At 44.0% G+C, this 20,393-nt stretch carries 23 protein-coding genes; 9 read left to right on the forward strand and 14 right to left on the reverse strand.

The window, feature by feature from the left end:
• Positions 1–70: 70 nt before the first annotated feature.
• The gene (locus A3K86_RS22705; protein ID WP_157599469.1) at positions 71–211 is read right to left on the reverse strand and encodes a hypothetical protein; all 141 of its coding nucleotides are present in this window, start codon (positions 209–211) and stop codon (positions 71–73) included.
• A gap of 243 nt (positions 212–454) precedes the next feature.
• Here A3K86_RS22705 and A3K86_RS16555 point away from each other — a divergent pair, with 243 nt between their 5' ends.
• The gene (locus A3K86_RS16555; RefSeq protein ID WP_068333622.1) at positions 455–925 is read left to right on the forward strand and encodes a GNAT family N-acetyltransferase; all 471 of its coding nucleotides are present in this window, start codon (positions 455–457) and stop codon (positions 923–925) included.
• 27 nt (positions 926–952) lie between these two features.
• Here the strand turns inward: A3K86_RS16555 and A3K86_RS16560 are convergent, their stop codons facing one another.
• Positions 953–1,921: a LysR family transcriptional regulator gene (locus A3K86_RS16560; RefSeq protein ID WP_068333625.1), complete on the reverse strand. Its 969-nt coding sequence runs from the start codon at positions 1,919–1,921 to the stop codon at positions 953–955.
• Positions 1,922–2,023: 102 nt separating this feature from the next.
• Here A3K86_RS16560 and A3K86_RS16565 point away from each other — a divergent pair, with 102 nt between their 5' ends.
• Together A3K86_RS16565 and A3K86_RS16570 are read left to right on the forward strand one after the other, a co-directional pair.
• Positions 2,024–2,332 (forward strand): monooxygenase, encoded by a 309-nt coding sequence (locus A3K86_RS16565; RefSeq protein ID WP_068333628.1) that lies wholly within the window; start codon positions 2,024–2,026, stop codon positions 2,330–2,332.
• Positions 2,333–2,341: 9 nt separating this feature from the next.
• Positions 2,342–2,713, forward strand: coding sequence for a hypothetical protein (locus A3K86_RS16570; protein ID WP_068333632.1), 372 nt, complete (start codon positions 2,342–2,344; stop codon positions 2,711–2,713).
• 100 nt (positions 2,714–2,813) lie between these two features.
• Here A3K86_RS16570 and A3K86_RS16575 read toward each other — a convergent pair whose 3' ends face one another.
• The 8 genes from A3K86_RS16575 to A3K86_RS16610 form a co-directional block, all read right to left on the reverse strand.
• On the reverse strand, positions 2,814–3,677 hold the full coding sequence (locus tag A3K86_RS16575; protein WP_068333634.1) for a lipase secretion chaperone: 864 nt from the start codon (positions 3,675–3,677) through the stop codon (positions 2,814–2,816).
• A 75-nt stretch (positions 3,678–3,752) separates the two neighbouring features.
• Positions 3,753–4,682, reverse strand: coding sequence for an esterase/lipase family protein (locus A3K86_RS16580; RefSeq protein WP_107270232.1), 930 nt, complete (start codon positions 4,680–4,682; stop codon positions 3,753–3,755).
• A 285-nt stretch (positions 4,683–4,967) separates the two neighbouring features.
• On the reverse strand, positions 4,968–5,429 hold the full coding sequence (locus A3K86_RS16585; protein ID WP_068333641.1) for a SufE family protein: 462 nt from the start codon (positions 5,427–5,429) through the stop codon (positions 4,968–4,970).
• Entirely contained in the window at positions 5,426–6,736 is a 1,311-nt protein-coding gene (locus A3K86_RS16590; RefSeq protein ID WP_068333643.1) for a SufS family cysteine desulfurase, read from the reverse strand. Before A3K86_RS16590 ends, A3K86_RS16585 begins: the two co-directional genes overlap by 4 nt.
• The gene (sufD, locus tag A3K86_RS16595) at positions 6,736–8,010 is read right to left on the reverse strand and encodes a Fe-S cluster assembly protein SufD (protein ID WP_068333646.1); all 1,275 of its coding nucleotides are present in this window, start codon (positions 8,008–8,010) and stop codon (positions 6,736–6,738) included. The genes A3K86_RS16590 and sufD overlap by 1 nt, the downstream gene beginning before the upstream one ends.
• Positions 7,985–8,731 carry a Fe-S cluster assembly ATPase SufC gene (gene sufC / locus A3K86_RS16600; RefSeq protein WP_068333648.1) on the reverse strand — a complete coding sequence of 249 codons (747 nt, stop codon included), beginning with the start codon at positions 8,729–8,731 and terminating at the stop codon, positions 7,985–7,987. The genes sufD and sufC overlap by 26 nt, the downstream gene beginning before the upstream one ends.
• An 8-nt stretch (positions 8,732–8,739) precedes the next feature.
• On the reverse strand, positions 8,740–10,257 hold the full coding sequence (gene sufB / locus A3K86_RS16605; RefSeq protein ID WP_068333978.1) for a Fe-S cluster assembly protein SufB: 1,518 nt from the start codon (positions 10,255–10,257) through the stop codon (positions 8,740–8,742).
• 1 nt (position 10,258) lies between these two features.
• Positions 10,259–10,627 (reverse strand): iron-sulfur cluster assembly accessory protein, encoded by a 369-nt coding sequence (locus tag A3K86_RS16610; RefSeq protein ID WP_068333651.1) that lies wholly within the window; start codon positions 10,625–10,627, stop codon positions 10,259–10,261.
• 186 nt (positions 10,628–10,813) lie between these two features.
• On the opposite strand from A3K86_RS16610, the gene nrdH reads away from it, so the two are divergent.
• The 5 genes from nrdH to A3K86_RS16635 all read left to right on the forward strand — a co-directional run bounded on the left by nrdH (position 10,814) and on the right by A3K86_RS16635 (position 15,639).
• Positions 10,814–11,038, forward strand: coding sequence for a glutaredoxin-like protein NrdH (nrdH, locus tag A3K86_RS16615; protein WP_068333654.1), 225 nt, complete (start codon positions 10,814–10,816; stop codon positions 11,036–11,038).
• On the forward strand, positions 11,035–11,538 hold the full coding sequence (gene nrdI / locus A3K86_RS16620) for a class Ib ribonucleoside-diphosphate reductase assembly flavoprotein NrdI (protein ID WP_068333658.1): 504 nt from the start codon (positions 11,035–11,037) through the stop codon (positions 11,536–11,538). The genes nrdH and nrdI overlap by 4 nt, the downstream gene beginning before the upstream one ends.
• A gap of 17 nt (positions 11,539–11,555) precedes the next feature.
• Positions 11,556–13,694, forward strand: a complete 2,139-nt coding sequence (gene nrdE, locus A3K86_RS16625) for a class 1b ribonucleoside-diphosphate reductase subunit alpha (RefSeq protein WP_068333661.1) — start codon at positions 11,556–11,558, stop codon at positions 13,692–13,694.
• Between the two features lie 11 nt (positions 13,695–13,705).
• Positions 13,706–14,695, forward strand: coding sequence for a class 1b ribonucleoside-diphosphate reductase subunit beta (nrdF, locus tag A3K86_RS16630; RefSeq protein ID WP_068333665.1), 990 nt, complete (start codon positions 13,706–13,708; stop codon positions 14,693–14,695).
• A gap of 479 nt (positions 14,696–15,174) precedes the next feature.
• The gene (locus A3K86_RS16635; protein ID WP_068333668.1) at positions 15,175–15,639 is read left to right on the forward strand and encodes a MarR family winged helix-turn-helix transcriptional regulator; all 465 of its coding nucleotides are present in this window, start codon (positions 15,175–15,177) and stop codon (positions 15,637–15,639) included.
• 96 nt (positions 15,640–15,735) lie between these two features.
• On the opposite strand, the gene A3K86_RS16640 is transcribed toward A3K86_RS16635, so the two are convergent.
• The gene (locus A3K86_RS16640) at positions 15,736–16,356 is read right to left on the reverse strand and encodes a LysE family translocator (RefSeq protein WP_068333672.1); all 621 of its coding nucleotides are present in this window, start codon (positions 16,354–16,356) and stop codon (positions 15,736–15,738) included.
• Between the two features lie 850 nt (positions 16,357–17,206).
• Between A3K86_RS16640 and A3K86_RS16645 the strand changes: the two genes are divergently transcribed.
• The gene (locus tag A3K86_RS16645; RefSeq protein ID WP_068333674.1) at positions 17,207–18,121 is read left to right on the forward strand and encodes a VirK/YbjX family protein; all 915 of its coding nucleotides are present in this window, start codon (positions 17,207–17,209) and stop codon (positions 18,119–18,121) included.
• Positions 18,122–18,243: 122 nt separating this feature from the next.
• Here the strand turns inward: A3K86_RS16645 and A3K86_RS16650 are convergent, their stop codons facing one another.
• The 3 genes from A3K86_RS16650 to A3K86_RS16660 are packed head-to-tail and all read right to left on the reverse strand — an operon-like array spanning position 18,244 to position 20,376.
• Complete coding sequence (locus A3K86_RS16650) at positions 18,244–19,014, reverse strand: ABC transporter permease (protein WP_068333677.1); 771 nt, start codon at positions 19,012–19,014, stop codon at positions 18,244–18,246.
• Positions 19,011–19,733 (reverse strand): ABC transporter ATP-binding protein, encoded by a 723-nt coding sequence (locus tag A3K86_RS16655; RefSeq protein ID WP_068333680.1) that lies wholly within the window; start codon positions 19,731–19,733, stop codon positions 19,011–19,013. The genes A3K86_RS16650 and A3K86_RS16655 overlap by 4 nt, the downstream gene beginning before the upstream one ends.
• Positions 19,734–19,749: 16 nt before the next feature.
• On the reverse strand, positions 19,750–20,376 hold the full coding sequence (locus tag A3K86_RS16660) for an HD domain-containing protein (protein WP_068333683.1): 627 nt from the start codon (positions 20,374–20,376) through the stop codon (positions 19,750–19,752).
• Between the last annotated feature and the right edge of the window lie 17 nt (positions 20,377–20,393).

Here is a 20,393-nt window from a genome sequence, read left to right on the forward strand (position 1 = left end):
AATACCGCACAAGGTTGAGCCCAAACAGAAGGCAAAAAACCAAACAATGCGAAGGAACTGTGGAGAGAATTTAAGAAGGCGTGAGCAGCCAAGTCGCGATAAGGCAAGCGTGAGATGTACGCCCAGTTGCGGCATTTACAGGAAAAACATCAAGGGCAAAAAGCACATTTAAGCGCTGGTTAACATTCCATTGATTAGAGTGAGCTTTCATACCGTCATCCTTTGACAACCCGCAGATATGAACAAGTGCGTACAAAGTGCCCACATAGTAGAACTAAACTTTATCGCGATCAATGATAATAATTATCATTTACCCTTTTGATTTTTCTATCAATAGCTACTGGCAAGTGAATTAAACCGATGGTAACACGCACTAGGTATATCATTGACCGTCAAAGAGAAGTTGCAATACTATGGATTGCAGGAAATTGACCTCACTACAGGATGTAGAGCAATGAACATCAGTTATCAAAAAGTCAGTCGTTTTAACACCAAAGCGATCATCGGGCTTAGCGTTCAAGAAGATCAGGATCATCTCATTTCATGCAACACCCGATGGCTACTAGAAGCGGCCAACAATTGCGCCAGCATTGATTATGGGATCTACCTTGACGGTCAACCTGCGGGATTGATTTCACTGATCGATCCGCGAATCCTAGCCCCTGATGAGCATTTTCATCCCGATTGCTTATATGTTTGGCGTTTTATGGTTGATCAAAACTATCAAGGTAAAGGGCTCAGCAAAAGTGCGATCAACTTTGCGAAAGACTATGCCAAGTTAATGGGGTTAAATGGTGTCACCCTCACCACCATGGATCAAGAAACGGGCAACGCATTACCTTTGTATTTAAAGCATGGTTTTACCCCAACAGGTCGACGCCTAGACGATGAAATTGAACTGAAATATAGCTTTAACTCTCAGTAGAACGAAGGTTTCAGTGTTCGTCACGCTTTAGTTTTCACCTCTAACCTCACCACGGCTTACGAGTAGCTGCTCATAAAACGCTTGGGCAGCAACTCCCGTTTTTCCCCCTTTGGGTAGAGTGATGTGCAGCGGTACTTGGTAACAGCTGGCTTGCTCAATCTCCAACGCCACAAGATTTTCATTGCTCTGTTTAGCCAGCATATGAGTAGGCAAACGGCAGTACCCTACCCCATTTTCGACCGCCGCAAAGGCATGCGAGAAATGATCCACGGTGATCCGCTGACGTGATTTTAGCCAACCAACATTCTGAACATTTGATTTTTCAGCATCATCAAACAAACTTGTATCCCCTAAATCGCGGATCACAATTTGTGGCACTGTCGCTAAGTCATGTAACCCAATTGCTTGCAGCTCTGTTTGTTCAATTGGCTCAGATTGTGCTGTTAACCCAAGCTGACATTCGGCTAACGGATGGCTTGCCGCGACAACAGGCACCATGCTGACATGGCCAAAAGCTTCAGCTGGATAGTTCGTGATCGGCAAAGTGATAATCGCAATATCCGCTTGCTCATTGGTGACCATGTGCGTGGTTTTCGATAGCGAGGTTTCAACCACCTGAATGGATGTGGTGCTATTCGTCGCCAAAAACGCAGCCATTGGCTGATAAATCCAATCTAAATTGCAAAGGTGATCCACCGCAATTACGATCTCAGATTCAACCCCCTTGGCAATTTGCGTCCCCATCTCTTCCAGTTCGCGAGCTTGCTCAAGCATACTCCCAGCACGGCGTAGCAAAGACTGTCCATCTTCCGTCAACACCGCACGTCGTCCTTCCACCTTCAGTAAGGTAACACCAAGTTGTTGTTCCAGCTTTTTAATCGCATAGATCAAGGTGGTATGGCTTTTATTTAATGCCTTTGCAGCCCCTTGAATGCTACCTGCTCGCTCTACCTCAGATAAGGTAAGCCACTGCTCTAACGTCGTCTTTAATCTCATTGGTCTATTTTATCTACCATTAACCGCAAAATTATGAACTTTTCTGTTTAATTTTTATAGCTAAGATTGCAATCAAACGAAACATAAACGGAGATACACACGATGAAAAAGTTACTACAAGTTGATTTCGCTTTTGATGGTCCTTTTGGTGATGAGATGGCGCAAGCCCTGACAGACCTTGCTAAATCCATCAATGATGAACCAGGTATGATTTGGAAAATTTGGACAGAAAATAGCGAGCAAAAACTCGGCGGTGGGGTTTACCTATTTGAAGATCAAGCGAGTGCAGAAGCCTACCTTACAATGCATACCGCTCGATTGAAAAACTTAGGTGTCAACGAAGTGCGCGGTGTGATTTTCGATATCAACCAACCGCTGTCTACGATTAACCATGCACCCATTTTTAACTAGGACCAAACCATGAGTAACCGTACTTTTCTGCAGCTTCACGGCATCATTTACTTGGTATTTGCCTTAGCACTCTTTGTACTTCCAACAGTGATGTGGCCTATGTATGGGGTAGAAATCAATGATAAGTATGCGTACTTCTTGTCACAGCATACCAGCATTTTCTTAGGCGCCATTGCAGCGGTGAGCTTGTTACTAAAAGACATCGAACCGGGAGAAACAGCCAAAAAGCTACTGCAAGCCTTACTGATTGGTAATCTGTTAGGTGTATTAATCACAGGGTACGCTGGCGTTACCGGTATTTTCACCGGATTTGGTTGGAGCGATCCTGCCTTCTTTCTACTGCTATCTTTTTTGACTTTCAAGCAAGTTCAAAAGCAGTAACGGTAAACTGTAATTACAAACGACGCTTGCTTGGCAGTGACATAGTTCCTTATTTGCTATGTCACTGCAGCAGCTTCATCACTCTCATCACAATTCGAACTTACCCCGCCTTTACTTCCAGCGTATCCATCGTTTCTAAGGCTTGAACCCGACGCTGTTGATTCGGTGGAAAAGTCTGTTTTCTTAGATGCTCAATTTCTTGCTGACGCGTTTGTAGATCGATACTTTCATCAGCCAAAATTGCCTCACGATGCACCAAATATTCATTGAGGGTTGATTGAAATGCCACGCGCTCATCATGCAACTGCTCTAAGCGAATCGCAGCTTCAGTTCCAACCAACGCTTGCTGCTGCAAAAACCTCTCCTGATCGTCTAACGCTTGCGTATGCTGCAAGTTAATCAGCAGGCTGGCATTGCGGTAACTCTCTTGTAATGCAGGCGGTAGTTTTTCGAGCTCTTGCTGCCATTGTTGCTCGTAATCTTCGATATCAATCGCTTGCTGTTTTAACTGCAACTGCAGTAGTGCCAAACGGCGAAGTTGATTCTCTTCACCAAACAATAGCTGTTGCTCGTCGACAGTAAAAAACTGTAATTGGAGCGCAATCAATTGGTCATAAAGGTTCTGTAACCCATTAACATCCGTCAATTGTAAATTATCAGGATCAATCGCGACTAACGCTGCGCGATATTCGATAAAGCGATCAAAAAGCGCAGGATCAAGCTGATAGGCTTTTGCTTGGGCTTGATTGAAGGTAGTGAAATGCTGGTGAAGTTGACTCAATTCCGCTTCACCGACGCCAGATAAGAAATAATCGAAAGTATCACGCGCAGAGTCTTGATCAACGGCAGTATCAGCCTGCGAAGCAACCTGAAACGTACTAAACTCGGCATCCGGTAATACGGATTGGTACGCTGCACCACCCACTGCAGCGAGGCACAGAATTGACAAAAGGACCCTTTTCATATGAATAACCTCCTTGTACCAATTAACATCATCAGGTTACTGCGCTAGCACAGCAACCTAATCACAACTATAAGCTTACAAACCTTGTTGTTGTAAGCGATTGGCATGCTGGCGATAGATCGTCGTTGGCGCCGTTTCAAACAAGTGTGTAATACCTAACAAGCCGTTGATTTCATCTAGGTGATTCATTTTATAGTCATTACGGATCACCTTACCAAGGTGCGTACTACATTGACCGACAAGACCATCATTTGGCTCATCAAACACTAAGCCCAATGCCACCATGGCGCCATCCGTTGGATCCAGTGCATTCGTAAAATTGCGTGTTCCTGTCCACGAGTAGTAGTACACGCCATTAGGTGCCAAGTAATCCCCTTCACCACATGCCGTTGTCGGCACGCCTTCAGGGTATTTTTGATTAAACTTGAGTGAGCCTTCTGTGGTAAGCGCTGCCAGTGACGCCAACGGATCTTGCGGTAAATCACCACCGCCTGAGAGCAAGTTAATCAATGTCACCAACCCTTCGGCTAACTTCACAGCCACACCTTCAGAAATTGAACCTTCAGGTACAGTACCACGCACAATATCCGCCACCCGAGAACCTTTATTCACCCCACCGATACTAGTCACAGATGCCACTAAATCTGGTGCGACAGAGCCAACATAACGCGCCGTTGGACCACCGTGACTATGACCAATCAGGTTCACTTTTTTGGCCCCAGTAACCGCAAGTACTTCTTCCACTTGTTTCAGCAATTGCTCGCCGCGCACTTCGGTACTATTGGTCGCTGAGATTTGCGCTACATATACTTTGGCACCACTTTTGGTTAACGCTTGCGGAATACCGTAGAAATAATCAATACCCGCCAATGTATCAAAACCAAACAAACCGTGAACTAAAACAATGGGATACTTAGTTGCAGTGTAGCCTTTCTGGCTTGCGCTATCTGCGCTAGTCGCTGCAAAACTAGATACTGATATGAAGCAAAATAAGAGGGATATCATTAAACGTTTCAATTTTACTCTCCTTGTGTGACCTCCGATGAGTAAAATAAAACCTAGTATGAACCACAGCGCACACAAATAAGATAAGCAAGATTGTGACGCTAATATGATTTTTTCTTTTAAATTCAGCCTTTTTGGCAACTCAGCTTGAAAATTTGTCGCTTAAGAAAGAAGTAGAAAGAAAATAAGCCAAGGGAATAAAAATAATAAGAATGCAGCGAAGAATTACCAGGATCACCAATCTGCTGGCACCTCTTGCTTGAGATACCAGCCATAACATTTCAGCTATGCATTCGTAGTATTCACCACCTCATCACTCTGTCGAGTTTGTGCTTCCACTGCGTTCAAAATAGCGTGCAAGCCTTGAGTTCGTGTCGGTGTTAAATGCTGAGTCAGTTCCAACTGTTCAAACCAAGCGCGAATATCAAACGCTCTGGCATCTTCAAGCGACTGTTGATCATAGGCAATGCGAACCAAAGCCAATAAACCACGTACAATGGCGGCATCGCTGTAAGCATTTAAAACCAGCTTAGAAGATAACTTTTCACTCGATTTTGTCTCTGATGGTTGCTGCTCAATCGTCAGCACGAGCCATACTTGGCTCTGGCAACCTGAAACTAATGCTTCAGCACAGCGCTGTTCAACAGGCAAGGTCGCGTATCGCTCGCCCAACTCAATCAAGTACAGATAGCGATCTTCCCAATCTCGGCAACGTTTAAAGTTACGACTGATCTTATCGGGGGTCATTTTCTCTCTCCAAACAAACCTTGAATGCGACATAAACCTTCAATCAACTGATCCACATCGTGCTGGTCGGTATATAGCCCTAGCGACACTCGACATACTGACGACTGCCCCAACGTTTTAAGCAAAGGCATCGCACACAGATGGCCGGTGCGGATCGCAATACCATAACGATCCAAAAATGCGCCAACATCAAAAGCATGCAAACCGTTAAGATTAAAACTCACCACACCAATAGTAGGTAGTGACGATGAGCCATAAATCTCTATTCCATCAATATCTTGCAAGCCTTTAAGCAAAGAACGCATCAGGCTCGATTCATGTTTTTCAATCTCAACCAAGCCTATCGATGTAAGGTAATCAATCGCGGCCCCAAAACCCAAGATGCCAGCAATATTGGGCGTTCCAGCTTCAAAACACCACGGCGCTTGAGTAAAGCCCGTACCTGTCGGCAGTCTGACCTGCTCTATCATGGCACCACCGCCTTCCCACGGTTGCATCTGGCTTAAACGATTTGGCTTAACGTACAGTGCGCCGACACCCGTAGGGCCATAGAGTTTATGTGCAGAGAAAACATAAAAATCGCAATCTAGCTCGTGTACATCAATACGCTGATGCATGACCGCCTGCGCGCCATCCACCAGCACAGCAACATCGGCTTGATGGGCGATTTCAATAAACGATTTTATAGGGTTTACCGTACCCAATACGTTAGATACATGCGTGATCGCTAACAATTTCGTGCGTTGAGTGATCAGTTGCTGCAAAGCTTGTTCATCAAGCTCATGTTGCGCATTGAGCCGCCATACTTTGATGATTAACCCCAAACGTTCTGCCAACATCTGCCAAGGCACAATATTGGCGTGATGCTCCATTTCCGTGATGATAATTTCATCACCCGCCTGTACGTTATGAGCTAAATAACTGTTCGCGACTAGGTTAATCGCCTCTGTCGTCCCCTTGGTGAAAATCAGTCCTTTAGTCGCTGAACTTTCAGGTGAGTGTTGACGATAAGCTGCCGAAGCACCGATAAAATCAGCCACTTTGCTACGTACAAATTCAAGATTTTCAGTCGCGTTGGCACTCAGCTTATGAACGCCACGGTGAACGCTGGCATATTCATGATGATAAAACTGGTTCATCCGCTCAATCACAGCCGTTGGCGTTTGTGCGGTTGCTGCGGAATCTAGATACACTAAAGATTTGTCGTAAACCTGAGTTTGTAAGGTTGGAAAATCCTTACGCCACGGGCTTGTTAACACTGAAGCTGATCGAGATGGGGTTAATAATTCTGTCGTTGATGTCACCATCACTCTTTTACCTCCCAAATATGATTCCAACGGCGACTGGCGTAGCGCCTCACGTAGTCATTCGGGATTTTTTCAATCACTTCAGCCGCAAAGGCATAAATGATCATTTGCTCTGCTTGGGGCTTAGCAATCCCCCGCGCTTGCAAATAAAAGAGTTGTTCTGGGTCTAATTGCCCTGTAGTTGCTCCATGGCTACATTTGACATCATCGGCATAAATTTCGAGTTTAGGTTTGCTGCTGATCTTAGCGTTATCACTCAAAAGCAAATTATGATTATCCATTTGCCCATCGGTTTTTATCGCCTCTGAATCCACTAAAATCATGCCATCGAAACTACCAATGGCTTGTTGCTGAGCAATAACCTTATGGCATTGTTGGCTGCTGCAATGCGCTCCTTGATGACGTAAATACGTACGGGTATCAAACACCTGCTTGCCTCGTGGCAATGCCAAGCTATTCATCTCGGCATAACCATTGTCAGCAGTTAATGTACTGCTTGTTTGGTGGCGAACTTGCGCCCCGCTCAACATCACCACAGTACTTTGCATCTGACTATCACGCGCTAATGCGACATCATTATGTGCATAATGTGCTTGATGATCGCCTTCTTCGATGAGCTTGGTATGGTTTAAACTCGCATTGTCGGCCACCTTGGCGCTGAATCGCGACAGACTCACACCACCACCGTGTTGGGCACTTTGCTGCAATGATAGGTGATGCTCTATCACCTCACACTGCGCCATTTCACCAACTTCAATATGATGGCGATAGCTCGCCACTTCACCTTTATTGCCAGAACTTAAGTGGAACAAATATATCGGTTTGTCGATCTTCGCGCGCGGCTTCACTGTCATCCAAACACCCGCGCTCGCTGTGGCGTCAATCAACAGCGACAATGCATCCCCATTTACGGACTGACGCAAACCTTGTTGCGCCTCCTCTGGCATTTTCTTAACTGGCGTCACCTCAACATTCGGGATCCAATCAGACAGACGTGTACTGAACTTGCCATCGAAAAAGACCAAACGGTAACAATCAAAACTTAGGCTTAAACTTTCATAAGAGAGGCTATCAATATGGTAATGCGCGGTTTCGCTAATAGGTGACGTCGCTAAAGCAGATAAAGGGGTATACAACCAATCTTGATGCTGTTGGCTAGGTAAACCCATTGCGACCAATTGCTGCCACTGTGCTTGTTGCCAAGTGACTTCTTTCGCCAAATTCGCAAATTCAAACAATGCCATGTGATTATTCTTCACCAATGAGCCAGCCATAGCCTTTTTCCTCAAGGGTTGCTGCTAAAGTATGATCGCCTGATTTAATGATTTTTCCTTTGTAGAGCACATGTACAAAGTCAGGCTTAATGTAATCAAGAATGCGCTGATAATGCGTCACCATAATAAAGGCGCGCTTACCATCTCGCAGCGAGTTCACCCCATGAGAAACCGCCTTTAAGGCATCAATATCTAACCCAGAATCTGTCTCATCCAGCACGCAAAGTTGAGGCGATAACACTGCCATTTGCAAAATATCGTTACGCTTTTTTTCACCGCCAGAAAATCCCTCATTAACAGAACGCTCAAGCAAGTCCATCGGCATTTTGAGCAAGGCCGCTTTTTCTTCTAGCAAATCTTCAAATTCAAAACGATCGAGCTCATCTTTGCCTTGGTATTGGCGAATGCCGTTTAGTGCCGTTTTTAAAAAGAGTTTATTACTGACGCCGGGAATTTCGACCGGGTATTGGAAAGCAAGAAAGACCCCTTCTCCAGCACGTTCATCAGGATCTAATTCCGTAATGTCTTTACCGTTAAAGCTTATTTCCCCCTCAATAACTTCGTAATCCTCCTTGCCTGCTAGCGTCGCAGATAAGGTACTTTTTCCTGAGCCATTTGGCCCCATAATGGCGTGTACCTCTCCGGGTCGTACCGTTAAATCAATGCCGTGCAAGATGGGATTATCTCCAACCTGCACATGTAAATTTTTTATATTTAACATGGTGTTATTTATCCTACGCTGTGTTCTAAGCTAATTGATAGTAGCTTTTGCGCCTCAACCGCAAACTCAAGCGGCAGCTCTGAAAAGACGTCTTTACAAAAACCGTTCACAATCATGGAGATCGCATCATCTTCACTGATCCCTCGTTGGCTACAGTAGAAAAGCTGATCTTCGCCAATGCGGGAAGTGGTTGCTTCATGCTCAATTTGGGCGGTAGGGTTTTGAACTTGAATATCAGGGAAGGTATGCGCGCCACACTGAGTGCCAATTAACATTGAATCGCATTGAGTGAAGTTTCGAGCCCCTTTTGCGTTCGGCAGTACCTTGACTAAACCTCGATAGCTATTTTGGCTTTTCCCCGCTGAGATCCCTTTCGAGATAATGGTCGAACGAGTATTTTGACCAATGTGGATCATCTTAGTCCCGGTATCGGCTTGCTGATCACCGCTGGTTAAAGCAACGGAGAAAAACTCCCCTACCGAGTTATCACCTTTCAAAATAACGCTTGGGTATTTCCACGTGATCGCCGAGCCTGTTTCTGACTGCGTCCACGACATCTTGCTATTGTCACCTTCGCAAACCGCTCGCTTGGTAACAAAATTCAAAATGCCACCTTGTGAATTTTCTTCTCCAGCAAACCAGTTTTGCACCGTGGAATACTTTACTTCAGCATCTTTGTGGACAATCACTTCTACCACTGCCGCATGCAGTTGATAACTATCACGCACTGGCGCTGAGCAACCTTCGATATAACTGACATACGCGCCTTCATCAGCCACCAAAATGGTGCGCTCAAATTGACCCGTTTTAGACTGATTAATACGAAAATACGTAGAGAGTTCGCGAGGACAGCGCACACCAGGCGGGATGTAGACAAACGTACCATCGGAAGCAACTGCGGCGTTAAGGGCTGCGAAGAAGTTATCTTTAGGTGGCACAACAGTCCCTAAGTATTGTTTCAATAACTCAGGGTAATCTTGAATTGCCTCACTGAAAGAGCAAAAGATAATCCCTTGTTGCTGCAGTTCTTCACGGTAAGTCGTGGTCACCGAAACGGAATCGAAAATCGCATCCACTGCGATTTCTTTACCTTCACGAACAGGCACCCCCAGCTGTTCAAAGGCCTCTTCAACTTCCGACGTTAAATAAGCATTTGCTCCGTCATGCTTTTGCTGAGTCTGCACCTGAACATGGGATTGGCTTGAATCAGAATCTGATGACTCATCATCGCCATCACAAGAAGCGCAGCTAGGAGCTGAATAGTAACTGTAGTCTTGGTAATCAAGGGGAGGATACTCAGCTTTTAGCCAATGGGGTTCTTCCATCTGACACCACAAGCGATAAGCTTCTAACCGAAAAGCCAACATCCATTCAGGCTCATTGCGCTTAGCAGAAATAGCGCGCACGACCTCCTCGTTTAAACCTTTACTGAAGGTATCGCTCGCCAGTTCGGTATAAAACCCTTCTTTGTAGTGGCTGGAATCGATCATTGCTTCCACTTCGGGTTGGACGTCTAATTTATCCATCTCATACCCCAAAGCTTTCACCACAACCACAGACATTTTTCACATTTGGGTTGGTATAAATAAACACTTGATTAAGCCCCTGACGAACATAATCAATTTCAGTTCCATCAACAAAAGGCATCGCTTTTAGGGCAACAAAAATGGTCACCCCGTGTGACTCGAACGTTAAATCGTCATCCTTTGGCTGCTCAATCATCTTGATATCGTAGGCATAGCCAGTACAACCCGATGTTCTCACCGATAAGTAAAAGCACTGACCTGCTTTCGTTAAACTCGCCACCTGCTTGGCTGCTGACGGTGTCAGTGTGACTCCTTGCCAAGTCATACTTGCCAACGAAACCTCAGTGGTAACCCCTGCATTGTTTTCCATTTTTCCTACCTTGATGCTGGCGAAAACAACCAAATGATAATCATTATCAAAATGTATTCAACCTTAACTTTAGTATGGAAATGACCTACCAACACCACATATTGATCACAAAGCAAATTAAAACACCACATATTGACATACGGATGATAATAATTATTATTACCATGAATTTAAAAGGAGTAAATTATGGACATCATTGTGTATTCAAAGCCTGCTTGTGTGCAGTGCACGGCAACTCAAAGAGCACTGGAGAGCAAAGGGATTCAATATCGCTATATTGATTTATCGACAGACAGCGCAGCCCAAGAGCACGTACTTTCATTAGGTTATCGTCAAGCGCCAGTCGTGGTAGCAGGAAAAGATCATTGGTCTGGTTTTCGTCCTGATTTAATCAATAGGATCACACAATGATCGTTTATTACTCTAGCTCTTCTGGTAACACGCACCGCTTTGTTGAACAGCTCCAAATGCCCGCGATAAGGCTACCTGAACCGCCCGTCGGTGAACTTTCTATAATCAACCAGCCTTTTATTTTGATCTGTCCAACGTACGCCGATGGTAAAGGTATCGGAGCAGTGCCTAAAGCCGTGATCCATGCTATCAACAACACCAAGGTTCGACAGCAAATAAGAGGTGTTATTGCCTCTGGCAATCGTAACTTTGGTCACTTGTTCGCTCAGGCTGGCGATATTATTGCCAGCAAATGCCACGTCCCCATTTTGTATCGCTTTGAACTCTCAGGCACAGCAAGTGATGTCGCGACGGTACGCCGTGGGATCACACAATTTTGGCATCATCAACGCCAGACAGAGCCGCAAAATAGCGCACCGAGCCAAAGCAAACAGATACAAACTCCGCCTTTACAAGAACCTCTGACTACACACCCAGAAAGGGATCTTTCGTTGCCTTAACCGAATGAGTACTCGCTATGAACCATTTTGACCAAACGTTCGATAACAACTTGGACTATCACGCGCTAAACGCGATGCTGAACTTACTCGATAGCCAAGGGCAAATTCAGTTCGATGCCGATAAACATGCAGCGCGGCAATACTTCCTCCAACACGTAAACCAAAACACGGTTTTCTTTCACAACCTACGGGAAAAACTCGATTATTTAATTGATGAAGGCTACTACGATGGCGACGTATTAGCGCAATACTCCACCGATTTTCAAACCGCTATCTGGGCTGATGCTTACGAATATAAGTTTCGGTTTCGCACGTTCTTAGGGGCTTATAAGTTCTATGCCTCTTACGCCCTAAAAACATGGGATGGCAAACGTTACTTAGAGCGGTTTGAAGACCGAGTCGTAATGGTGGCTCTAACACTGGCGAAGGGTGATGAAACAGCGGCAAAGAAGCTGATGAGCGAAATCATCACTGGGCGCTTCCAACCCGCGACGCCAACCTTTCTTAATGCAGGTAAAAAGAGTCGTGGTGAGCTGGTCTCATGCTTTTTATTAAGAGTTGAAGACAACATGGAAAGTATCGGGCGAGCGGTGAATTCATCGCTACAGCTGTCACGACGCGGCGGTGGTGTAGCCCTGATGCTAACTAACCTTCGAGAACAAGGTGCACCAATTAAGGGGATCGAAAATCAATCGTCAGGTGTCGTCCCCGTCATGAAGCTGTTAGAAGACAGTTTCTCGTACGCCAACCAATTAGGGGCAAGGCAAGGGGCTGGCGCCGTTTATTTACACGCACACCATCCTGATATTTTGCGCTTCCTCGATACCAAACGTGAAAATGCTGACGAGAAAATTCGGATCAAAACCTTGAGCCTTGGTGTCGTGATCCCAGACATTACTTTCGAACTCGCCAAGCAAAATAAAGAAATGTATTTATTCTCACCCTATGATGTTGAGCGTATTTATGGGGTGCCTTTTTCTGAAATCAGCATCAGCGAGTATTACCACCAAATGGTCGATGATGTGCGCATCCATAAGCGCAAAATCAATGCCCGTGCCTTTTTCCAAACCTTGGCAGAGATCCAATTCGAGTCAGGCTATCCCTACATTATGTTTGAAGACACAGTTAATCGTGCGAATCCAATTGAAGGGCGGATCAGTATGTCGAACCTCTGCTCAGAGATCTTGCAAGTTAACCAAGCCTCAACCTTTAATGATGATCTTAGCTATGCCGAACTAGGCAAAGATATTTCGTGTAACTTAGGTTCGATCAATATTGCAAAAGCCCTTGATGGCAATGCACTCGCCAATACCGTAGAAGTTGCGGTAAGAGCCCTCAATAACGTGTCGGAAATGAGTGCTATCGCCAGCGTGCCTTCCGTACAACATGGTAATGACGCTAGCCATGCCATTGGCTTAGGGCAAATGAATTTACACGGGTTTCTAGCTCGTGAGCAGATCCATTACGGAAGTGAAGCCGCACTGGATTTTACTAATGTCTATTTTGCTACTGTGCTCTACCACTGCCTGCGAACCTCAAATCAACTCGCAATTGAGCGTGGCACCAGCTTTGATGGCTTTGCACAATCGAGTTATGCCTCTGGCGCATTTTTTGATAAATACCTTAAGCAAGCGTTTATCCCTCAAACATCAAAAATCAAAGCCCTGTTTGAGCGCTTTAAACTCATCCCTCCTAGTCAGCAAGATTGGCAAATATTACGCCAAAAGGTAATGGATCACGGCCTTTACAACCGTAACTTACAAGCCATCCCACCAACAGGCTCAATCAGCTATATCAATGATGCAACAGCCTCTATCCACCCTATCACCGCCAAAATTGAAATCCGTAAAGAAGGCAAAATTGGACGGGTCTACTTCCCTGCCCCATATCTTAATCATCAAAACGCCGAATATTACCGTGACGCTTATGAAATTGGCCCTCAAGCCATTATCGATACCTATGCCGCTGCCACCCAGCATGTTGACCAAGGGTTATCGCTGACTTTGTTTTTTAATGACGATGCAACCACCCGCGATATCAACAAAGCTCAGATTTACGCATGGAAAAAAGGGATAAAAACGCTCTATTACATTCGCTTACGCCAAAAAGCACTCGAAGGTACTCAAGTCGATGGCTGCGTCTCTTGCACACTTTAAAAGGAATCATCATGGAAACGAAAGCCCCTGTCAGTCAGGACAACAAGCATAGTGTTAAGGCTATCAACTGGAATCGACTAGAGGACGACAAAGATCTTGAGATTTGGAATCGCCTGACAGTGAATTTCTGGCTACCAGAGAAAATCCCACTATCTAACGACATCACTACGTGGGAACAACTGACAGACGCAGAGCAAAGCTTAACCATTCGCGTGTTTACTGGGTTAACGCTACTCGATACCATCCAAAATACTGTCGGAGCACCATCGCTTATTCACGATGCAATCACCCCTCATGAAGAAGCGGTACTCACCAATATTGCATTTATGGAAGCGGTACATGCTCGGAGCTACTCTTCGGTATTTTCAACCCTTTGTACTACACCGCAAATAGACGAGGCTTTTCGTTGGTCGGAAGAAAACCCGTATTTACAGCAGAAAGCACAGAAGATATTAGATTATTACCATAACCATGCTAGCCCACTGCATAAAAAAGTAGCCAGCGTGTTTTTAGAAAGTTTTTTATTTTACTCTGGTTTCTATCTACCTATGCATTGGTCAAGCCGTGCCAAACTCACCAATACCGCCGACCTAATACGCTTAATTATTCGCGATGAAGCCGTGCACGGTTATTATATTGGCTATAAGTTTCAAATTGGCTACAACCAATTACCTGAAACCGAGAAAACAAGAATAAAAAATACCACTTATGAGCTTCTATTAGATTTGTATGAAATAGAGGTTGCTTACACTGAATCACTTTATGATGATGTTGGTCTTACTGAAGACGTTAAACAATTCCTTCATTACAATGCTAATAAAGCATTAATGAACTTAGGGTTTGAACCTTTATTCCCCGATGAGACTTGCCAAGTCAATCCAGCCATTATGGCTGCCCTGTCACCGAATGCAGATGAAAACCATGATTTCTTTTCAGGCTCAGGCTCCTCTTATGTTATTGGGCAAGCAGTAGCGACCGAAGATGAGGATTGGGACTTTTAACTTCCAGACTTAACGTCATGATAAAAAAGAGGAATACAACAAATAGACTGTCGATAACATAACTTCATCTGCTATCATTTTTCTAGACCGATTAGGCTGCTAAATGCAGCCTAATTGCTCCTATCACTTACTCGTTGTGATCGATTTACAAACAAGACAAACACCAATCGTTATTTAATCGAGTCTTAAACAAAACAATATAATAAAGTGTTAAAACTATACCAAACACGAATAAAATCGAGTTTTGAATTACAAACCACATATTCAAAATCACAACAAACATATATTCCAAACCTGCCTTTAATATTTTACTTTCATTGTTTTTACCACCTTAGATGAAGTGAAGCATCATAAGTCATTCTTATTACTTTTTTTCAAAAACAACATAAAATAAATCATTGCAAATAATACACTAAAGGCATTGTTTAACTACAAACCTTGAGTTATTATCCTTGGCATCAGTTTTCTTGAGAATTTCTATGAGCAATTTCCCTGAGCCTCATGATACAGCAGCAGGTGCTAGCTGGATCGCTACTCGTCTAATTTATAATCGTATTTCAGCTCGCATAGCCGAAGTTCATGAGTCAGTTAACATCGAGCAGCTTTTCCTATTAATGGAATTAGATAAAGAGACAGGGCTTCGTCCATCGATGTTGGCTGATCGTATGTTACGAAGCAAAGGAACAATTTCCAGCTTAATTAAACATGCGCAGAAGAATGACTTGATCTGCTCGACCCCAGATCCTTTACACAAAAACGCAAAAAAGCTGCACTTGACTGAGTACGGTAAAAAGTTGCTTGATGAATTGAATCCGATTATTTATCAAGAACTAGAAGGAAGCATGGAAGGAGTGCCGCCTGAACATCAAGCGATGATCATCAAAGTCATGCAAAACATTATCAAAGCTGAGCATCCTGACTACCTCAGCTACTACGCTAGTTAATACAATAAGCCATTGTATTAACAGCTCTCACTTCAGGTGCTGCTATGCTTTACATCAGTTCAGCGACTGCCCATTCAATACAGTCGCTGAATTGAGTTAGCTCAGTAGTAACCACACCGCAACCCCAAACATCAAGCTGCCCGCAATACGGTTCATCATTTTGACATTCTGCTGATTCAGTAGTAATTGACGTAAGGCTTTCCCTCCTGCCGCGTAAATCGACATGCAGATAAACTCTGACAACATAATAATGCTAACTAGCAAGCTCAATTGAACAACAAAATCATTTTGCGGGTTAATAAACGGTGGCAGCAACGAAATCATAAATGCCCACCCTTTCGGATTAGCAATCGCAGTAACAAAACCTTGAAGGATCAGCCCAACATTACTGCTGGTTTCAGTTTGAGGTTCGAGATCACTTAGCGCCATTTTGCCGCGAGATTGCCACATTTCGTAGCCTAAGTAAGCCAAGTATGCAGCACCAATGATTTTAAAAATCACAAACAACCACGGCAACTTCACCATAATGGCGGCTATCCCTAACACCGCACTAACAGCAACCACAGCTACGCCTACGACTTCACCAAGCATCATCCAAAGTGTTCGCTTAAAGCCAACACTCATGCCAAGTCCCAGTGCTAATGTCATGCACATACCTGGGGTAATAGAGACAAAGAAAAAGGTGGGTATAAACACCAATAAAATTTGATAATTCAAGCTGATATCCTTTTCGCTGTTACCATTTACAAGAGCAACCTAATCAAACGTTCTAGGCTAATCCGAGTCTAATCTTTAAACATCTATCGATAAGTCACCACAAACTAAACTAACGCTTATGGCTACTGACTGTAAAGTCATCAAGCTTTGTAATTTATGGTTGTGAGTAAAAATCGCTACCACAATTTACTTCATTCTTAGTCAATGAAAGTATTAAGGATTATCTTGATTAACTAATAAATGAAGTGACATTTTTCACTCTTTCTTATTCCCAAATAAACAATTAAAAAAGAAGCATAAACCCTGAATTTAAATAAATCGCTTATGTTTATGATATTAACACCCATGCATTTTTTATTATCTACACAAGCCAGTTATTGAAATTCAATATCAATTTATAAACTTCACCATTATTGGCTTAGTGAGATGTTATTATTTTCAATGCAATCAGAGTGAAGAAGAAACTTAATTTCATTAACTATCAAACAAAGAGGTTTGACGACAATCTATTATTATTTGTTGAATTTCACCCCTCAAAATACGCAACAAAAAGCATAGCGACAAATTGCTTACAAAATGAAAATATACATATATAACCTATGCTTACCACAAAAAACGCATACAAGTGCAATAATGCTCTTATTGATCCACCCAATGATACGCAATAGAACATCCCTTAAGGATTATATTGAGATATTTTTAAAATAGTATTTGAAATAGTACAACCCCAAAAATAAAATATCGTTTTATTCCAATTAGACAAGCGAGAACGCAGTTAAATTGGAGAATGGAATTTATAAAATAAATATTACATCTTAATTTATAACTTGCGTATTTTAGAGATAAGCCGATGAATACATTACCAAACACAGCATGGGGCTTTGCCACTTGTCTATATCCAAAGAATTCCTTCAAAGAGCAACTGAACCGCATCAAGTTTGTTTCCCGAGCGACAATTCAATACTCAAACTACCGTTTGCTTAAATCTCAAATCAATAGTCATCCTTTAATTCCTACGGTACTAAAAAATTACCCTCGAATTATCGAAAAGCCACTCCGTAGCTTCCTTAATACGCAATTCTCCTCACGTGATCGTATCCACCTTATCGTGGAACACTACGATCGTTTGTGTCAGCTTGTTAGCCTGCAGCAGCTTGAGAATATCTATACTCAACGATTCAGTGTCGCCCAATTTGAATGTCGCGAAATCCCTTTTGATCTGACACTATCGTACGAAAACTTCCACGAGCGGGAAGGTGAGCTTACTCTAGCCCTACGCCAAAATGACCAACGCATTTACTCTGCGCCTGTTACTCTAGGAACAGATGAAAAACGTCAACCTTGTCTTTACTTAGGTACGGTACAAGGTTCACGTGATAAGAACGAAATTACGAAAAGCCTGACTCGTGGTTGCCATGGTCTACGCCCTAAATCACTGATGATCGAATACGTAAAAATCATGGCTCGTCACTTTGGGTGTGAAAACATTTACGCGGTATCAAACTCGCACCACGTATATCAATCAAAGCGTAAAACTCAAAGCCGTCGTAGCTTCGACCTTGATAGCCTAATCACAGAGCACGGCGGTGAAGCATATAACGCCGCTTGGTCTATCATGACTTCACAATCTGTTCGTCATGATTTTGCCGATGTCGTATCACGCAAGCGTAAAATGTATCGTCTTCGCTACGAGTTCATCGACGATTTAGAGCAACAAGTTCAAACCAATCTACCACTGCTACCGCAAAACAAGCTAAACGCATAAACCATCTTTGTTTAGCCCTCTTTGTTACCGAAAGGCAGCCAAAGCAGATACAAAAACAGCGCTTAAAAGCGCTGTTTTTGCTACTCACACTTGTATTTCTAGCCTCAACATTGGCGCAATAACTACAACCGTAATTGCCCATAAGCATTAAATGCAAAACGGTTGACCAAAGTTAAAGTTGTAGCAACAGAAAATACCGCAGCAAGAAAGATCGCAACCATGATCACTAATTGATATTTCACTGCCAGCAATGGCGCGGTTCCTCCTAGAATTTGCCCCGTCATCATGCCGGGTAAGCTCACAATCCCCAGCGTCGTCATCGAAGCAAGTTGCGGCATCAGTGCGGTTTTAAGCGCTTCTTTAACAAAGGGTTGCGCAGGATGTGGCGCTCCTAAAGCTAAATAATATTGGTATTCATTCATGCGGCTTTTTAAACTGCTATGCCAACGTTCTAATGCCAACACATTGGCCGCTAAACTGTTACCTAACAGCATACCTGCTACAGGAATCAAATATTGCGCCTGCCACCAAGGCTCTAACTGAATAGCAACCATCAACACCATTGGTAATACCACGCCAAGCGAAACAATTTGCCCTGTAAGCACCGTAGGCAGCACTTGCTTTAGCGGCAAGCCGGCACGCTTACAAATACTCGCTCCAGCCACTGTCGCCATTACGCCAAGCCACACTAGATTTAAAACTGGGCTTTGAAAATCGAACAAGGTTTGTAAATAAATACCAACCACAGCAAGCTGCAGGGTCATACGCAGTACAGCAGTCACTATGCTACGTGATAATCCAAGCTGCCAACGAGAGAATAAAGCCAATGGAATAAGTAAGAGAAGGTAGAAACTGCCCATCCCCCATGCGCTAATAGCTACGGTTTCACTCATGACAAGCCTCCCGCACGACGCGAAGTACCCTGCTGACTAGCCTCGCCTGATTTAGTATCTCTATTATCGCTAATTTCTTTCTTTTGAGTATCAGGCTCGCTATTTATCTGTTGCATGTCATACACATGATCACAATGGATCAACCAATGCGGATCGTGAGATACCGATATTTTGATCACCTCAAGATCCGCTAACAGTGCGATCACCCGATCTCGACTCGCCAAATCCAGCGCTGACGTCGGCTCATCAAGTAACCATACGGGGCGTTTCATTAATATTGCCCGTGCTATCGCCAAACGCTGTTTTTCTCCTCCAGATAACGGCTCAACGTCCTTATCTAGCCCATGCCGTAGCCCTACTTTCTCAAGAGCATGTAAACACTCAGCCTCAGAGGGAGCCTGACTTTGCATGGCCTGCATTGTCCACGGTAAACAAAGCACATTGAAGATCGTTTCACCGCCCATTACGGCTTGTTGAGGCAAATAACAAATCTGTTGCCGCCACCAGCGAATATTGTCCGCAGTAATCACTGTGTCTTGCCAGCGAAACTGACCCGACTTGGGTGCGGCAAGTCCTGCCAATATGCGTAATAGGCTGCTCTTCCCACACCCTGACGGGCCTGATATTGCCAAATGCTGAGGCGCTGATAATTGAAAGCTCGGCGCAAGAATGGCACTCGCTTCAAAGCCAGAGGTCAAGTTATCAATCACTAATGCCATACTTGTTGTTACCCTGTCACACAATTTCGCGTTCAAGTTGATCAAGATAGCACTTCATGAAGCTCACACGTTGCTCCGCTTCTTGTTTTGCTGCTTGAGTATTTAGTGTTTCTGCAATCTTGAATAACTTAACGTAGAAATGATCTATGGTAAAAGTCTTGTCGTCGGGTTGACGTTCTCGACAGAAAGGATCGTCTGAGCTATACAAGGCTGAACCCAAAATACCGCTAATTTGCATGCAACGGCTAACCCCAATCGCCCCAAGCGCATCTAATCGATCGGCATCTTGCACCACTTTAGCCTCTAGAGTTTCAGGCACAATATTGGCGCTAAAACTGTGTGCCATGATTGCATGATGGATTGGCGCCAAATACTGCTCGGGATAACCTTGTTTAACTAAGAATTCGATTGCCGCGTCAGCGGCGAATTGTGAACTTAAATGGCGCTCAGGATGATCTTTCGGCATCGTAATACAATCGTGTAACCATGCGGCGGGTAGCACGATATTAAGATCGGCCAACTCTTGCTGACCAAGTTGTCGAGCCAGTTTCACCACCCGTTGAATATGGGCTTTGTCATGCGCGGCATCGGTTTGGGCTAAGCTATCTATCCATGCTTCACACTGGGCTTCAATCGCTAACATCTTCTCTCCTTATCCAT

The organism is Photobacterium jeanii (assembly GCF_001650345.1).
Taxonomy (GTDB): Bacteria; Pseudomonadota; Gammaproteobacteria; order Enterobacterales; family Vibrionaceae; genus Photobacterium; species Photobacterium jeanii.

Excerpts from the sequence above, each read along its gene's own strand:
- A3K86_RS22705 (WP_157599469.1), bottom strand. The coding sequence starts at position 211 with ATGAAAGCTCACTCTAATCAATGGAATGTTAACCAGCGCTTAAATGTG.
- A3K86_RS16555 (WP_068333622.1), top strand. The coding sequence starts at position 455 with ATGAACATCAGTTATCAAAAAGTCAGTCGTTTTAACACCAAAGCGATC.
- A3K86_RS16560 (WP_068333625.1), bottom strand. The coding sequence starts at position 1,921 with ATGAGATTAAAGACGACGTTAGAGCAGTGGCTTACCTTATCTGAGGTA.
- A3K86_RS16565 (WP_068333628.1), top strand. The coding sequence starts at position 2,024 with ATGAAAAAGTTACTACAAGTTGATTTCGCTTTTGATGGTCCTTTTGGT.
- A3K86_RS16570 (WP_068333632.1), top strand. The coding sequence starts at position 2,342 with ATGAGTAACCGTACTTTTCTGCAGCTTCACGGCATCATTTACTTGGTA.
- A3K86_RS16575 (WP_068333634.1), bottom strand. The coding sequence starts at position 3,677 with ATGAAAAGGGTCCTTTTGTCAATTCTGTGCCTCGCTGCAGTGGGTGGT.
- A3K86_RS16580 (WP_107270232.1), bottom strand. The coding sequence starts at position 4,682 with ATGATATCCCTCTTATTTTGCTTCATATCAGTATCTAGTTTTGCAGCG.
- A3K86_RS16585 (WP_068333641.1), bottom strand. The coding sequence starts at position 5,429 with ATGACCCCCGATAAGATCAGTCGTAACTTTAAACGTTGCCGAGATTGG.
- A3K86_RS16590 (WP_068333643.1), bottom strand. The coding sequence starts at position 6,736 with ATGGTGACATCAACGACAGAATTATTAACCCCATCTCGATCAGCTTCA.
- sufD (WP_068333646.1), bottom strand. The coding sequence starts at position 8,010 with ATGGCTGGCTCATTGGTGAAGAATAATCACATGGCATTGTTTGAATTT.
- sufC (WP_068333648.1), bottom strand. The coding sequence starts at position 8,731 with ATGTTAAATATAAAAAATTTACATGTGCAGGTTGGAGATAATCCCATC.
- sufB (WP_068333978.1), bottom strand. The coding sequence starts at position 10,257 with ATGGATAAATTAGACGTCCAACCCGAAGTGGAAGCAATGATCGATTCC.
- A3K86_RS16610 (WP_068333651.1), bottom strand. The coding sequence starts at position 10,627 with ATGGAAAACAATGCAGGGGTTACCACTGAGGTTTCGTTGGCAAGTATG.
- nrdH (WP_068333654.1), top strand. The coding sequence starts at position 10,814 with ATGGACATCATTGTGTATTCAAAGCCTGCTTGTGTGCAGTGCACGGCA.
- nrdI (WP_068333658.1), top strand. The coding sequence starts at position 11,035 with ATGATCGTTTATTACTCTAGCTCTTCTGGTAACACGCACCGCTTTGTT.
- nrdE (WP_068333661.1), top strand. The coding sequence starts at position 11,556 with ATGAACCATTTTGACCAAACGTTCGATAACAACTTGGACTATCACGCG.
- nrdF (WP_068333665.1), top strand. The coding sequence starts at position 13,706 with ATGGAAACGAAAGCCCCTGTCAGTCAGGACAACAAGCATAGTGTTAAG.
- A3K86_RS16635 (WP_068333668.1), top strand. The coding sequence starts at position 15,175 with ATGAGCAATTTCCCTGAGCCTCATGATACAGCAGCAGGTGCTAGCTGG.
- A3K86_RS16645 (WP_068333674.1), top strand. The coding sequence starts at position 17,207 with ATGAATACATTACCAAACACAGCATGGGGCTTTGCCACTTGTCTATAT.
- A3K86_RS16650 (WP_068333677.1), bottom strand. The coding sequence starts at position 19,014 with ATGAGTGAAACCGTAGCTATTAGCGCATGGGGGATGGGCAGTTTCTAC.
- A3K86_RS16655 (WP_068333680.1), bottom strand. The coding sequence starts at position 19,733 with ATGGCATTAGTGATTGATAACTTGACCTCTGGCTTTGAAGCGAGTGCC.
- A3K86_RS16660 (WP_068333683.1), bottom strand. The coding sequence starts at position 20,376 with ATGTTAGCGATTGAAGCCCAGTGTGAAGCATGGATAGATAGCTTAGCC.